The organism is Pseudomonas sp. IT-P2 (genome assembly GCF_949767575.1).
GTDB classification, from domain to species: domain Bacteria; phylum Pseudomonadota; class Gammaproteobacteria; order Pseudomonadales; family Pseudomonadaceae; genus Aquipseudomonas; species Aquipseudomonas pharyngis.
In genome coordinates this window covers 450,619-464,324 of the sequence record NZ_CATKQA010000033.1, presented here as the reverse complement: position 1 = coordinate 464,324, position 13,706 = coordinate 450,619, and the positions used below count along the sequence as shown (strand labels likewise).

Genomic DNA, 13,706 nt, shown 5'->3' with positions numbered 1-13,706 from the left:
TCACTTACCTCACGAGGGTTGTATCTCATGGCAACAATTTTCGATCCGATCAAACTGGGCGACCTCGAGCTGTCCAACCGCATCATCATGGCGCCGCTGACCCGCTGCCGCGCCGACGAAGGCCGCGTACCGAACGCGCTGATGGCCGAGTATTACGTACAACGCGCCTCGGCCGGCCTGATCCTCAGCGAAGCCACTTCGGTGACCCCGATGGGCGTCGGCTACCCGGACACCCCGGGCATCTGGTCCAACGACCAGGTGCGCGGCTGGACCAACGTGACCAAGGCCGTTCACGCCGCCGGCGGCAAGATCGTCCTGCAACTGTGGCACGTCGGCCGGATCTCCCACCCGTCGTACCTGAACGGCGAAACGCCGGTTGCACCGAGCGCCATCCAGCCTAAAGGCCACGTCAGCCTGGTTCGCCCGCTGGCCGACTATCCAACCCCGCGTGCACTGGAAACCGCTGAAATCGCCGACATCGTCGACGCTTACCGCGTCGGTGCAGAGAACGCCAAGGCAGCCGGTTTCGACGGCGTGGAAATCCACGGCGCCAACGGCTACCTGCTCGACCAGTTCCTGCAAAGCAGCACCAACCAGCGCACCGACCACTACGGCGGCTCCCTGGAAAACCGTGCACGCCTGCTGCTGGAAGTGACCGACGCGGCCATCGAAGTCTGGGGCGCCGGCCGTGTCGGCGTACACCTGGCACCACGCGCCGACTCCCATGACATGGGCGACGACAACCTGGCCGAGACCTTCACCTACGTCGCTCGCGAACTGGGCAAGCGTGGCATCGCGTTCATCTGCTCTCGCGAGAAAGAAGGCGCCGACAGCCTCGGCCCACAACTGAAGGAAGCCTTCGGCGGCGCCTACATTGCCAATGAGCGTTTCACCAAGGACAGCGCCAACGCGTGGCTGGCCGAGGGCAAGGCTGACGCCGTGGCATTCGGCATCCCGTTTATTGCCAACCCGGATCTGCCGGCCCGTCTGAAGGCCGATGCTCCGCTGAACGAACCGCGTCCAGAACTGTTCTACGGCAAGGGCCCGGTCGGCTACATCGACTACCCAACGTTGTAATCACTACGCCTTGCAATTTAAGGGCCCCGGACTCGCAAGAGCCGGGGCTTTTTGTTTATCAGGGGGGGCGACTACTTGCGAAATAAACCATTACATAGATCGCATGCACTTCGACCTTGGCACTGTTATTTTCGCACCCTCCAACTAAACAAAAAGAGAAACCGTCATGAATGACACAACAAACGACACCATTTCAAAAGACGAAAACAATCATGAAGAAACTCAAATCAAAACATTTGAAAACACTACTCTAACCTCAATTCTTTCAAGCTCAACTTACTTGATCAGCCCAGTCGCCGCCAGTATATTAGGCACTGTGCTTTCCAACATCACCGACGACGAACACACCAAGACTACTACTCACTTAGAACTTGAAAACGAATTTCAAACCGTTATCAAAAAAGCTCAACAACAGGAAGAAAAAACCTGGAATACGATTAAACACGAAGGCAATAACAGTATTCTAATCAATATTTACAATGGAACTTCGGAAACATTTTCACTCACTCAATGCAGCTGGGATACCAGTGGACTCCAAGGAGAGGATCTGGTCATCCACCCTTGGCAATACATGCAGTTCATACTACGCAGTAAGCCTCCAGCGCTTTCTGGTGGGGCGAAACGGCGAAGATCAACTCCCGTCGGACATGCGTTTACTTACTCCGGTGAAAAGCAAGCCTTTCATTTCACAACCTCAGTAAAGTTAACGGCTCCCTATGAACCGTTCGCCTTTGACACGAAAATAATCCCCAACCGCGAACATAACGTTCGTTCTATTGGTAAAGAACCACTCACCGTCAAATCTCATATAACCCGGCACCAGTCCGCTCGTCCTTACAGCTATGCCATAGTGATCAACTTAGGTTAAGCACGACCGCCCGTATAACCAATTATTGGGCTGTTGTGAACCGAGATTACTTAGTTCGCAACCATTCAAGTAAAAAGATCCCTTTGATCGTAAAGCGGTATGCACTCAAGGATGCTCCACGGTCGGCCACATCGACTACCGACAGCATTCGTCAATTACAGAAATACGAAAAAAGCCCTGGACTCTTAAGAGTCGGGGCTTTTTGTTTATCGTAGGTCTGACGCAGCTCCAATAGGGGGTCACGTCAGGATTGATTGTCTGGCACTTACCCTCTCTCACATTCCAGACACAAAATTCCTACAAAATACTGAGCTAGCAATCTGTCAATCAAGTGAACGTGCGTATATAAAAGCAGCCCATTACCGCAGCGTGCGTGAAGCACCGTTCATTTTCAACATCACGGTTGACACCCACGGACCAATAACGAATTTTGTTTCATTTGCGCAGGCTGGGGCTCCAGCGCAGCATGTCCAGCCCGGTATCGACCCAACGCTCCGCCTCGGCGTACAGATCGAAGCTGTCTGGCGCCAGGAGCCATCCATAAAGGAGGCCGTCGATATAGGCGTGAATGCTGATGGCTGCCCGGGCGGTGTCGAGGTCCGCCGGCAACTGCCCACGATTGACCGCGTTACTCAGTGTCAGCGCGATCCGCACATTGCAATCGAGGCTGGCGGTCCGGCGCTGCTGACGCAGATCGCACATTTCATCGGTGAACTCGCACTTATGAAACAGAATTTCGTTGATACGCCGGGTCTTCGGATCCAGTGCAACTTTATGAAACAAATGAATCAGCAATTGGCGCATGCAGCCCAGTGGATCAGGTTCGTCCTCGCTTTCGCTGGCCTTGGCCAGTTCGTCCAGCGGCTCATGCAGAGTATCGAGCATGGCTTGCAACAGATCTGCCTTGTTGCTGAAGTGCCAGTAGATGGCACCTCGCGTCACCCCCGCCAGGGTCGCGATATCCGACAACGTCGTGCGCGCCACGCCCCGCTCATAGAAGGCTTTCTCGGCCGCTTCGAGAATCTGGCTGCGCGTTTCCTGAGCTTCCTCTTTGGTACGACGGACCATGGCAGTAAAACCTCAAACAGGATGTTTCAGGGATGGCTGAATATCCGCTGAATAAAAAAGGGTCGATCTCTCGCGGATCGGCTCCCCGGCCTACAATTTCAGACCTTGCGACGACTTTTGTAACAGGGTGGATACGACGCCAAGGTGTTTACAAACAACCATGAACGTAAGTATATTCATTAGCAAGCTACTTATCCACCCGGTAACCCTTTTTTACCCTTCCACACTTCTTGTGCGCTTTTCGCGCGCCTGACCCGAGGATCTTCATGCAATTCAAGCCAGCTGTTACCGCTCTGGTCACTGCCGTCGCCCTGGCATCGCTGCTCAGCGGATGTAAAAAGGAAGAGGCGGCTCCCGCCGCACCACCTCCTCAGGTCGGCGTCGTCACCCTGCAACCACAAGCCTTTACCCTGACTTCCGAACTGCCGGGCCGCACCAGCGCGTTCCGAATCGCCGAAGTTCGTCCACAGGTAAACGGCATCATTCTCAAGCGTCTGTTCAAGGAAGGCGGCGATGTCAAAGCCGGCCAGCAGCTGTATCAGATCGATCCGTCGGTCTATGAAGCGACCCTGAAAAGCGCCGAAGCCAACCTGCGTTCGACCAAGTCGATCTCCGACCGCTACAAGCAACTGGTCGACGAACAGGCTGTCAGCCGTCAGGAATACGACACCGCCGTGGCCAACCGCCTGCAATCGGAAGCGTCGCTGCAGAGCGCGCAGATCAACGTGCGTTACACCAAGGTCTACGCACCGATTTCCGGTCGTATCGGCCGCTCTTCGGTGACCGAAGGCGCGCTGGTCAGCAGCGGCCAGACCGATGCGATGGCCGTGATCCAGCAACTGGATCCGATCTACGTCGACGTCACCCAGTCCTCGGTGGAACTACTGGAACTGCGCCGCGAACTGGAAAGCGGTCGTCTGCAGAAGGCCGGCGACAACGCCGCTGCGGTCAAGCTGACCCTCGAAGACGGCAGCCAGTACAAACTCGACGGTAAGCTTGAATTCTCCGAAGTGTCGGTCGACCAGACCACCGGTTCCGTGACCCTGCGCGCCGTGTTCCCGAACCCCGACCACACTTTGCTGCCGGGCATGTTCGTCCACGCGCAGTTGCAGGCCGGTGTGAACAGCGCCGCGATCCTCGCACCGCAGCAAGGCGTGACCCGCGACCTCAAGGGCACCCCGACTGCGCTGGTCGTCGGTCCGGACAACAAGGTCGAGCTGCGTCAGCTCAAGGCCAGCCGCACCGTCGGCAGCCAGTGGCTGATCGAAGACGGCCTGAAGGCCGGCGATCGTCTGATCACCGAAGGGCTGCAATTCGTCAAACCGGGTGTTGAGGTCAAACCGACCGAAGCGACCAACGTCGGCAAGAAGAACCCGGCCCCCGCTCAGGCAGCTGACAAAGCCGCCGGCGGCAAAGGGGAGTAATCCATGTCAAAATTTTTCATCGACCGTCCGATTTTCGCCTGGGTAATTGCCCTGGTGATCATGCTGGTCGGGGCACTTTCGATCCTGAAGCTGCCGATCAACCAGTACCCGAGCATTGCGCCACCGGCCATTGCAATCTCCGTGACCTACCCGGGTGCTTCGGCACAGACGGTTCAGGACACCGTGGTGCAAGTGATCGAGCAGCAGCTCAACGGTATCGACAACCTGCGTTATGTGTCCTCGGAAAGTAACTCCGACGGCAGCATGACCATCACCGCGACCTTCGAGCAAGGCACCAACTCCGACACCGCGCAGGTCCAGGTCCAGAACAAGCTGAACCTGGCCACCCCGCTGCTGCCGCAAGAAGTGCAGCAACAGGGTATCCGCGTGACCAAGGCAGTGAAGAACTTCCTGCTGGTGATCGGCGTGGTGTCGCGTGACGGCAGCATGACCAAGGACGACCTGTCCAACTACATCGTGTCGAACATGCAGGACCCGATCTCGCGGACCGCCGGTGTCGGTGACTTCCAGGTCTTCGGTGCCCAGTACGCAATGCGCATCTGGCTCGACCCGGCCAAGTTGAACAACTTCAACCTGACCCCGGTCGACGTGAAAACCGCGATTGCGGCGCAGAACGTCCAGGTGTCGTCCGGTCAGCTCGGTGGCTTGCCTGCCGTGCAGGGCCAGCAGCTGAACGCCACGATCATCGGCAAGACCCGTCTGCAGACCGCCGAGCAGTTCAAAGAGATTCTGCTCAAGGTCAACAAGGATGGCTCTCAGGTCCGTCTGAAAGACGTCGCCGACGTCGGCCTGGGTGGCGAGAACTATGCGATCAGCGCCCAGTTCAACGGCAGCCCGGCGTCCGGTCTGGCGGTGAAACTGGCCAACGGCGCCAACGCTCTCGACACCGCCAAGGCACTGCGCAAGACGATTGACGACCTCAAGCCGTTCTTCCCGCAAGGCATGGAAGTGGTGTTCCCGTACGACACCACCCCGGTGGTGACCGAGTCGATCAAGGGTGTGGTTGAAACCCTGGTCGAAGCGATCGTACTGGTGTTCCTGGTGATGTTCCTGTTTCTGCAGAACTTCCGCGCCACCGTCATCACCACGATGACCGTGCCGGTGGTATTGCTCGGCACGTTCGGCATCCTCGCGGCGGCCGGCTTCAGCATCAACACCCTGACCATGTTCGGCATGGTGCTGGCCATCGGTTTGCTGGTGGACGACGCCATCGTTGTGGTGGAAAACGTCGAGCGGGTGATGAGCGAAGAAGGCTTGTCACCGAAGGAAGCGACCAAGAAATCCATGGGCCAGATCCAGGGCGCCCTGGTCGGTATCGCCCTGGTGCTGTCGGCGGTATTGCTACCGATGGCATTCTTTGGCGGCTCCACCGGTGTGATCTACAAGCAGTTCTCGATCACCATCGTGTCGGCCATGGCGCTGTCGGTACTGGTTGCACTGATCTTCACCCCGGCGCTGTGCGCCACCATGCTCAAGGCGATTCCACACGGCGAACACGGCACCCCGAAAAAAGGCTTCTTCGGCTGGTTCAACCGTGGTTTCGACCGCAGCGTCAAAAGCTACGAGCGCGGCGTCGGCAACATCCTGCGCCACAAGGCCCCGTACCTGCTGGCTTACCTGATCATCTTCGTCGGCATGATCTGGCTGTTCCTGCGTATTCCATCGTCCTTCCTGCCGGAAGAAGACCAGGGCGTACTGTTCGCCCAGGTACAGACCCCGGCCGGTTCGAGTGCCCAGCGCACTCAAGTGGTCGTGGATGAAATGCGTGAGTTCCTGCTGCGTCCGACCAAGGATGGCGGTGAAGGCGACGCCGTAGCGTCGGTGTTCACCGTGACCGGCTTCAACTTCGCCGGCCGTGGCCAGAGCTCGGGCATGGCGTTCATCATGCTCAAGCCGTGGCACGAGCGGAACGCCGACAACAGCGTGTTCAAACTCGCCGCCCGCGCCCAGCAGCACTTCTTCACCTTCCGCGATGCAATGGTGTTCGCCTTCGCCCCGCCGGCCGTACTGGAGTTGGGTAACGCCACCGGTTTCGACGTATTCCTGCAGGACCGTGCCGGTATCGGTCACGAGCAACTGATGGCCGCGCGTAACCAGTTCCTGGGCATGGCCGCTCAAAGCAAAGTGCTGTCGCAGGTGCGTCCGAACGGTCTGAACGACGAACCACAGTTCCAGTTGGAAATCGACGACGAGAAAGCCAGTGCTCTGGGCATCACCATCTCCGACATCAATAACACCCTGTCGATTGCGCTGGGCAGTAGCTACGTCAACGACTTCATCGACCGTGGTCGGGTGAAGAAGGTGTACGTACAGGGCCAGCCGGACTCGCGCATGAGCCCGGAAGACCTCAAGAAATGGTATGTGCGTAACGCCAGCGGCACCATGGTTCCGTTCTCCGCATTCGCCAAGGGTGAGTGGATCTACGGCTCGCCGAAACTGTCGCGTTACAACGGTGTGGAAGCGGTCGAGATCCTCGGTGCCCCGGCGCCTGGCTATTCCACCGGTGAAGCCATGGCCGAGGTCGAGGCGATTGCTGCCAAACTGCCGAAGGGTGTCGGTATTTCCTGGACCGGTCTGTCCTATGAAGAACGTCTGGCAGGTTCGCAGGCGCCGGCACTGTTCGCGCTGTCGCTGTTGATGGTGTTCCTGTGTCTGGCGGCTCTCTACGAGAGCTGGTCGATTCCGATCGCCGTCGTGCTCGTCGTACCGCTGGGGATCATCGGGGCATTGCTGGCGACCAGTCTGCGCGGTCTGTCCAACGACGTGTACTTCCTGGTGGGTCTGTTGACGACCATCGGTCTGGCGGCGAAAAACGCCATTCTGATCGTCGAATTCGCCAAGGAACTGCACGAACAGGGCAGCAGCCTGCGCGATGCCGCCATCGAGGCTTGCCGCATGCGTCTGCGTCCGATCATCATGACGTCCCTGGCGTTCATCCTCGGCGTGGTGCCTCTGGCAATTTCCACCGGGGCAGGTTCGGGCAGCCAGCACGCAATCGGCACCGTGGTGATTGGCGGTATGATCACTGCCACCGTTCTGGCGATATTCTGGGTTCCACTGTTCTTCGTCACTGTGTCGTCCATGGGTCAGCGCAAAAACGCTGGCAAGGATGACGCCATAGAAACTCCTAAAGAGGCTGGCCAATGAGCAAGTCGCTACTCTCCATCGCAGTCGCCGCCTTCGTGCTGAGCGGTTGCTCGCTGATACCGGATTATCAGCAGCCGCAAGCACCGGTGGCGGGCCAATACCCGCAGGGCCCGGCGTACTCGCCGGCCCAGGCACCGGCGCAGGCCGCTGCCGAACAGGGTTGGAAGCAGTTTTTCCATGACCCGGCCCTGCAGCAGCTGATCCAGGTCGCCCTGGAAAACAACCGCGACCTGCGTGTCGCGGCGCTGAACATCGACGCCTACGCGGCTCAATACCGCATCCAGCGCGCCGACCTGTTCCCGGCCGTGTCGGCCAACGCCAGCGGCAGTCGTCAGCGGGTTCCGGCCCGTGCGTCGCAGACCGGTGAAGCGGCCATCAGCAGTTCCTACTCCGCTACCGTCGGCATCAGCGCCTACGAACTCGACCTGTTCGGTCGGGTTCGCAGCCTGAGCGAACAAGCGCTGCAACAATACTTCGCCACCGAAGAAGCGCGCCGCAGCACCCAGATCAGCCTGGTGGCCAGCGTGGCCAACGCCTACCTGACCTGGCAGGCCGACAAGGAACTGCTCAAGCTGACCCAGGACACCCTCGGTGCCTTCGAGGAAAGCTACAAGCTGACCAGTCGCAGCAACGAAGTCGGTGTGGCCTCGGCGCTGGACCTGGCGCAGTCACGCACCTCGGTGGAAAACGCCCGGGCACAACTGGCGCGTTACACCCGCCAGGTCGCCCAGGACGAAAACAGCCTGACCCTGCTGCTCGGCACCGGCATCCCGGCCAACCTGCAAGCGGCCAAGCCGCTGTCGGATGACCTGTTGGCCGACGTACCGGCCGGTCTGCCGTCGGATCTGCTGCAACGCCGTCCGGACATCCTGCAGGCCGAGTACAACCTGAAGGCCGCCAACGCCAACATCGGCGCAGCCCGTGCAGCGTTCTTCCCGAGCATCAGCCTGACCGCCAACGCGGGCAGCCTGAGCCCGGACCTGTCCGGCCTGTTCAAGGGTGGTTCGGGCACGTGGCTGTTCCAGCCGCAGATCAACCTGCCGATCTTCAACGCCGGCAGCCTGCGCGCCAGCCTCGACTACGCCAAGATCCAGAAGGACATTGGCGTGGCGAACTACGAGAAGTCCATTCAAACGGCCTTCCAGGAAGTCGCCGACGGCCTGGCCGCGCGCCAGACCTACACCGAGCAGTTGCAGGCCCAGCGGGACTTCGTTCAGGCGAACCAGGATTACTACCGCCTCGCCGAGCGTCGCTATCGTATTGGCGTCGACAGCAACCTGACCTTCCTCGATGCCCAGCGTCAGCTGTTCAGCGCGCAACAATCGCTGATCACCGACCGCCTCGCGCAGCTGACCAGTGCGGTCAACCTGTACAAGGCCTTGGGCGGTGGCTGGAATGCGCAGACCGCGCAGAACGAGCCGCTCAAAGAAGAAGCGCCGAAGATGAAGTTGTTCTGATCATCTGCTGAATACAAAAAGCCCACCGTTTGGTGGGCTTTTTGTTGCCCGCAAATCTTGCGTTCGATAATCGCCCAAATTTCACTTTCGCCGATTGAATCGCCTCGCCCGCGCCCCGCACCATTCGAGCCACAAAACCAATAACAACAGGTTCGACACCATGCTCCCGCGCCCTGCTCCTCCCGGCTGATCGCCGCCGCTTCGCCTCTGAATCCATCGAATGTCTGCGCCTTGAAAAACGGCCGCAGCGCCCCCGTTTGCCCCAAAAAAACAAGAGAGACCCGAGCCCATGACAACCTCCCCTGCGCCCTACGCACTTCCCGGTCTGATCGCCCTCGCCCTGGCCGGCATCGCGCTGCCCGCTGCGGCTGAAGAAGCCGGTTTTATCGACGGGGCCAAGGTCAACCTGAACCTGCGCAACTTCTACATCAACCGCAACTTCACCAACCCGACCAAGGCTCAGGGCAAGGCTGAAGAGTGGACGCAGAACTTCATCCTCGACGCCAAATCCGGTTTCACCCAAGGCACCGTCGGGTTCGGTCTGGATGTGCTGGGGTTGTACTCGGTGAAGCTCGATGGCGGCAAAGGCACCGGCGGCACGCAACTGTTGCCGCTGGATCATGACGGACGCCCGGCGGACAACTTCGGCCGCACCAACGTCGCCTTCAAGGCGAAGCTGTCGCAAACCGAAGTGAAGGTCGGCGAGTGGATGCCGGTGCTGCCGATCCTGCGTTCGGACGACGGCCGCTCGCTGCCGCAGACCTTTCGCGGCGGCCAGATCACCTCGAAGGAAATCGACGGCCTGACCCTCTACGGCGGCCAGTTCCGCGCCAACAGCCCGCGCGACGACAGCAGCATGAGCGACATGTCGATGACCGGCAAAGCCGCGTTCACTTCCGATCGCTTCAACTTTCAGGGCGGCGAATACGTGTTCAACGACAAGCGCACCCAGATCGGCCTGTGGAACGCCGAGCTCAAGGACATCTACAGCCAGCAATACGTCAACCTGATCCACAGCCAGCCGCTCGGCGACTGGACGTTGGGCGCCAACCTCGGTTTCTTCTACGGCAAGGACGACGGCAGCGCCCGCGCCGGCGAACTCGACAACAAGACCTGGTCAGGCCTGTTCTCCGCAAAATACGGTGGCCACACCTTCTACGTCGGCCTGCAGAAACTCACCGGCGACAGCGCCTGGATGCGCGTCAACGGCACCAGCGGCGGCACCCTGGCCAACGACAGCTACAACGCCAGCTACGACAACGCGCAGGAACGCTCCTGGCAGGTCCGCCACGACTACAACTTCGTTGCCCTGGGCATCCCCGGCCTGACCCTGATGAACCGTTACATCAGCGGCGACAACGTGCACACCGGCACCATCACCGACGGCAAGGAATGGGGCCGCGAATCGGAACTGGGCTACACCGTGCAGAGCGGCGCGCTGAAGAACCTGAACGTCAGATGGCGCAACTCGACCATGCGCCGCGACTTCAGCAACAACGAGTTCGACGAGAACCGCCTGATTATCAGTTATCCGATCAGTTTGCTGTGACTGTGAAAACGGCGCTCCCGACGAGCGCCGTCTTTGACCGCTGGTCATTTGAGTCTGGCAAGCCACCAAGACCCGGTTACATTTAAGCGGTACTTTTTATTCTCCAGCCTGCAGTAGGAGTCATTTACCTTCCGTTATCTCCGGATGCCGTACGCGAAGCACACCTTGACCATGGAGGTCAGGTATGAAAAAGCGAATAGTGATCGTCGGTGGCGGTGTAGGCGGAACCATGCTGGCCAATCAACTGGTCGGCAAGCTGTATCCCGAACTCCTGCGCGACGAAGTCTCGATCATCCTCCTGTCGGAATCCCCCGATCATTACTACAAACCTGCGTTCATGTACGTGGCGTTCAACCAGTTCTTCAAAGAAGAACTCAAACGCCCGGAACGCTCGTTGTTGCGCCCTGAAATCGACTTTCAGGTTGAAAAGGTCATACGGTTCGACTTCAACAACCAGCGCCTCAAAACCCATAGCGGCAAGTTTTTTGTCTACGACTTTCTGGTCATCGCCACCGGTTGTGTACCCGCTCCGGAACGCATCGAAGGGTTGAAAGAGGCCGGCGACCATTTCTATCAATACGAACCGGCGCGCCAACTGGCGCAACGTCTGAGCACGATTGAAAAAGGTCGGATTTTCATTACCGTGTCTTTTCCGCAGACTCCCAATGTGCCGCACCAATGCGGTATTGCTCCGGTAGAAACGACACTCATGCTGCATGATTTTCTGTGCCGTCGTGGTGTTCGCAAGAACGTGGAGATCATCTACACCTACCCGACTACCGCCCAGCTGTTGCGCAACTGTCTGTTCCTGCAACGCCCGACCGGAGAGATCCTGCCGGGCATTTTCGACAAAGCGGGCATCCAGTATCGGCGCGGTTTCACTCTGAGCCAGGTCGATCCCGACGCAAAAATCGCCTACTCCCATGAAGGCGCGGACGAACAGTTCGACATCCTGATGGCAACCCCGCCGATCCGCGCCGTGGATGCGGTGCTGGAGTCCGGAATTTCCCAGGCACCCAACAACGAAGGCTGGTTGCCGACCAACCACGAAACGCTGCAGGTCTATGGCCATGAGGGGGTCTATGTGATCGGCGACACCGTTGACCTGCCAGTGAGCAAGGCCGGAGGCGCCTGCCATAACCAAGCACCGGTGATCGCCAACAACATCGCCGCCGAAATCCGTCTGGGGCACCCCATCAGTGCCTATGACGGTCGCGTTCAGGCCGTTGCGCAAATGGGCCTGAATGCCGGAATGCCGCTTTGGTACGACTACAGCCGTGACGTACTGCCGACGCCACCGACCAAACTCGGGGGTCTGCTGCGCAACAGCTTCAATCGCGGTCTGTACTGGGCGGTGGCCCGTGGAATGCTTTGACCCTGCACAGGGAGGAGTGATTGCTGATGAAAGAGTCTGAAGCCCTGTCGGCCACACCCGGCTACACCGCCCTGATGGCCAAACTACAGCCATTGATTGATGGCGGACGGCTGGAGAACATTATCGATCTGCTTTCCCTGCTGTCGGATCTGGTCGACCTGTTGGACGAAGCCATGGTGGAGAAGCTGTCCTTGCTGGTCGAACAGGCGGCAGCCTGCAGTTGGGAGATGGCCAATGCTCTGCGTCTGGCGAAGGCTGAAGTCGCTGCGCACCACCAGGCACCAAGCGCCGTTGCACTGCTCAAACTGTTGAACGACAGCGATACACGCAAAGGAGTAGCCGTTGTCCTGAAAGCGCTCAACGTCATCGGAAGACAACTTTAACTCGCCAGAGAGGATCACCTCATGAGCGTAAAACTCGAAACGCCGGGCAAGCCCTGCTCTGACTGGGATGCCCGGGCGTACCAGCAGTTTTCCCGTCTCAGACAACAACCGGTCGATGAATTGCTCGGCCGTGTCGACCTGAACAATCCTCAGCGCATTTATGACCTCGGTTGCGGCACCGGGATTGCCACCAAGGTTCTGGCCGATCGCTGGCCGCAGGCAGATATCAAAGGCATCGACAGTTCGAAAGACATGCTTGAGGTCGCCCGTTGCCTGCCGATCAAGGCGCGCTGGCAACACGCCGAACTGCAGCACTGGAAACCCCGCAAGCCGGCCGACCTGTTGTTCGCCGCGGCCGTGCTGCATTTCATCGATGACCATCAAACGCTGTTGCCGGGACTGCTTCGCCACCTCAACCCTGGCGGGTGCCTCGCCGCGCACATGCCGGACTGGCGTGATGCGCTGTGGTATCAGCTGATGCTCGACACCCTCGACGACGCCGGACCCTGCGGTCGCCCCATCGGCACTGCACAATTGCGCCAGCGCATGGCCGCGCGGCCGTTGTTGTCGCTGGAGGCTTACTACCGGCTGCTGGCCCCGCTGACCCAGTCACTGGATATCTGGGAAACAGAGCAATTGCAGGTGGTCGACGGCAAGTCGCCGGTTTATGACTGGGTGAAGGTGTCGGCGCTGCGGCCGGTGATGCAGGGACTGACGTCAGAGGAACAGGCGCGCTTCATTTATCACTACCTGATGCGGGTGCACGCGCATTATCCGCAGGAGAAAAACGGACATACGTTGTTTGCGTTCAAGCGGATTTTCATTGTCGCCAAGGTTTGAATCGGCGCGGCAAATACCGCCATCGCTAGCAGGCTAGCTCCCACAATGGACCGCATTTCACTGTGGGAGCTAGCCTGCCAGCGATGGCGTCCGCTCAGTCGCCGTTAATCCCGGGATTCGGTACCCAGCTCATCCCACACCGATTCGGCCAGATGGAACGTCGCATTCGCCGCCGGAATCCCGCAGTAGATCGCGCTCTGCATGATCACTTCCTTGATCTCGCCGCGACTCACGCCATTGTTGGCCGCCGCCCGCAGGTGCAACTTGAGTTCACCTTCGCGGTTCATGCCGATCAGCATGGCGATGGTGATCAGGCTGCGGGTGTGGCGTGGCAGGCCCGGGCGGGTCCAGATGTCGCCCCAGGCGTGACGGGTGATCATCTCCTGGAACTCCGAGTTGAACTCGGTCAGCGTGGTCAGGCTGCGATCGACATGAGCGTCGCCAAGCACCGCGCGGCGCACTTGCATGCCGTCGTCGTAACGTTGTTTCTCGTCCAC

11 protein-coding genes are annotated in these 13,706 nt (G+C 59.3%); 9 read left to right on the top strand and 2 right to left on the bottom strand.

Going from position 1 to position 13,706, the window contains the following annotated elements; genetic code table 11:
- The first annotated feature begins 27 nt into the window (after positions 1 to 27).
- Together ACM6JM_RS18290 and ACM6JM_RS18285 are read left to right on the top strand one after the other, a co-directional pair.
- Complete coding sequence (locus ACM6JM_RS18290; RefSeq protein ID WP_163974139.1) at positions 28 to 1,077, top strand: alkene reductase; 1,050 nt, start codon at positions 28 to 30, stop codon at positions 1,075 to 1,077.
- A 166-nt stretch (positions 1,078 to 1,243) separates the two neighbouring features.
- A complete protein-coding gene (locus ACM6JM_RS18285; RefSeq protein WP_414882291.1) occupies positions 1,244 to 1,945 on the top strand; it encodes a hypothetical protein in 702 nt (233 codons plus the stop codon).
- 435 nt (positions 1,946 to 2,380) lie between these two features.
- Here the strand turns inward: ACM6JM_RS18285 and ACM6JM_RS18280 are convergent, their stop codons facing one another.
- Positions 2,381 to 3,013 carry a TetR family transcriptional regulator gene (locus tag ACM6JM_RS18280; protein ID WP_039771446.1) on the bottom strand — a complete coding sequence of 211 codons (633 nt, stop codon included), beginning with the start codon at positions 3,011 to 3,013 and terminating at the stop codon, positions 2,381 to 2,383.
- A gap of 266 nt (positions 3,014 to 3,279) precedes the next feature.
- Here ACM6JM_RS18280 and emhA point away from each other — a divergent pair, with 266 nt between their 5' ends.
- The 7 genes from emhA to ACM6JM_RS18245 all read left to right on the top strand — a co-directional run bounded on the left by emhA (position 3,280) and on the right by ACM6JM_RS18245 (position 13,209).
- Positions 3,280 to 4,437 (top strand): efflux RND transporter periplasmic adaptor subunit EmhA, encoded by a 1,158-nt coding sequence (gene emhA / locus ACM6JM_RS18275; RefSeq protein WP_039771445.1) that lies wholly within the window; start codon positions 3,280 to 3,282, stop codon positions 4,435 to 4,437.
- Between the two features lie 3 nt (positions 4,438 to 4,440).
- On the top strand, positions 4,441 to 7,605 hold the full coding sequence (emhB, locus tag ACM6JM_RS18270) for an efflux RND transporter permease subunit EmhB (RefSeq protein WP_064593993.1): 3,165 nt from the start codon (positions 4,441 to 4,443) through the stop codon (positions 7,603 to 7,605).
- Positions 7,602 to 9,062 (top strand): efflux RND transporter outer membrane subunit EmhC, encoded by a 1,461-nt coding sequence (gene emhC / locus ACM6JM_RS18265; protein ID WP_064593991.1) that lies wholly within the window; start codon positions 7,602 to 7,604, stop codon positions 9,060 to 9,062. Before emhB ends, emhC begins: the two co-directional genes overlap by 4 nt.
- Positions 9,063 to 9,351: 289 nt before the next feature.
- Complete coding sequence (locus ACM6JM_RS18260; protein ID WP_074691044.1) at positions 9,352 to 10,611, top strand: OprD family porin; 1,260 nt, start codon at positions 9,352 to 9,354, stop codon at positions 10,609 to 10,611.
- Between the two features lie 184 nt (positions 10,612 to 10,795).
- On the top strand, positions 10,796 to 11,986 hold the full coding sequence (locus tag ACM6JM_RS18255) for an FAD/NAD(P)-binding oxidoreductase (RefSeq protein ID WP_414882290.1): 1,191 nt from the start codon (positions 10,796 to 10,798) through the stop codon (positions 11,984 to 11,986).
- Between the two features lie 26 nt (positions 11,987 to 12,012).
- Positions 12,013 to 12,369 (top strand): DUF1641 domain-containing protein, encoded by a 357-nt coding sequence (locus ACM6JM_RS18250; protein ID WP_052266600.1) that lies wholly within the window; start codon positions 12,013 to 12,015, stop codon positions 12,367 to 12,369.
- A 21-nt stretch (positions 12,370 to 12,390) separates the two neighbouring features.
- On the top strand, positions 12,391 to 13,209 hold the full coding sequence (locus tag ACM6JM_RS18245) for a methyltransferase domain-containing protein (protein ID WP_414882289.1): 819 nt from the start codon (positions 12,391 to 12,393) through the stop codon (positions 13,207 to 13,209).
- A 104-nt stretch (positions 13,210 to 13,313) separates the two neighbouring features.
- Here the strand turns inward: ACM6JM_RS18245 and pcaC are convergent, their stop codons facing one another.
- Positions 13,314 to 13,706 carry a 4-carboxymuconolactone decarboxylase gene (gene pcaC / locus ACM6JM_RS18240; RefSeq protein WP_064593983.1) on the bottom strand — a complete coding sequence of 131 codons (393 nt, stop codon included), beginning with the start codon at positions 13,704 to 13,706 and terminating at the stop codon, positions 13,314 to 13,316.

Coding starts and splice junctions, on each gene's coding strand:
- ACM6JM_RS18250 (WP_052266600.1), top strand. CDS start 12,013: ATGAAAGAGTCTGAAGCCCTGTCGGCCACACCCGGCTACACCGCCCTG.
- ACM6JM_RS18290 (WP_163974139.1), top strand. CDS start 28: ATGGCAACAATTTTCGATCCGATCAAACTGGGCGACCTCGAGCTGTCC.
- emhC (WP_064593991.1), top strand. CDS start 7,602: ATGAGCAAGTCGCTACTCTCCATCGCAGTCGCCGCCTTCGTGCTGAGC.
- ACM6JM_RS18285 (WP_414882291.1), top strand. CDS start 1,244: ATGAATGACACAACAAACGACACCATTTCAAAAGACGAAAACAATCAT.
- emhA (WP_039771445.1), top strand. CDS start 3,280: ATGCAATTCAAGCCAGCTGTTACCGCTCTGGTCACTGCCGTCGCCCTG.
- ACM6JM_RS18280 (WP_039771446.1), bottom strand. CDS start 3,013: ATGGTCCGTCGTACCAAAGAGGAAGCTCAGGAAACGCGCAGCCAGATT.
- emhB (WP_064593993.1), top strand. CDS start 4,441: ATGTCAAAATTTTTCATCGACCGTCCGATTTTCGCCTGGGTAATTGCC.
- ACM6JM_RS18245 (WP_414882289.1), top strand. CDS start 12,391: ATGAGCGTAAAACTCGAAACGCCGGGCAAGCCCTGCTCTGACTGGGAT.
- ACM6JM_RS18255 (WP_414882290.1), top strand. CDS start 10,796: ATGAAAAAGCGAATAGTGATCGTCGGTGGCGGTGTAGGCGGAACCATG.
- ACM6JM_RS18260 (WP_074691044.1), top strand. CDS start 9,352: ATGACAACCTCCCCTGCGCCCTACGCACTTCCCGGTCTGATCGCCCTC.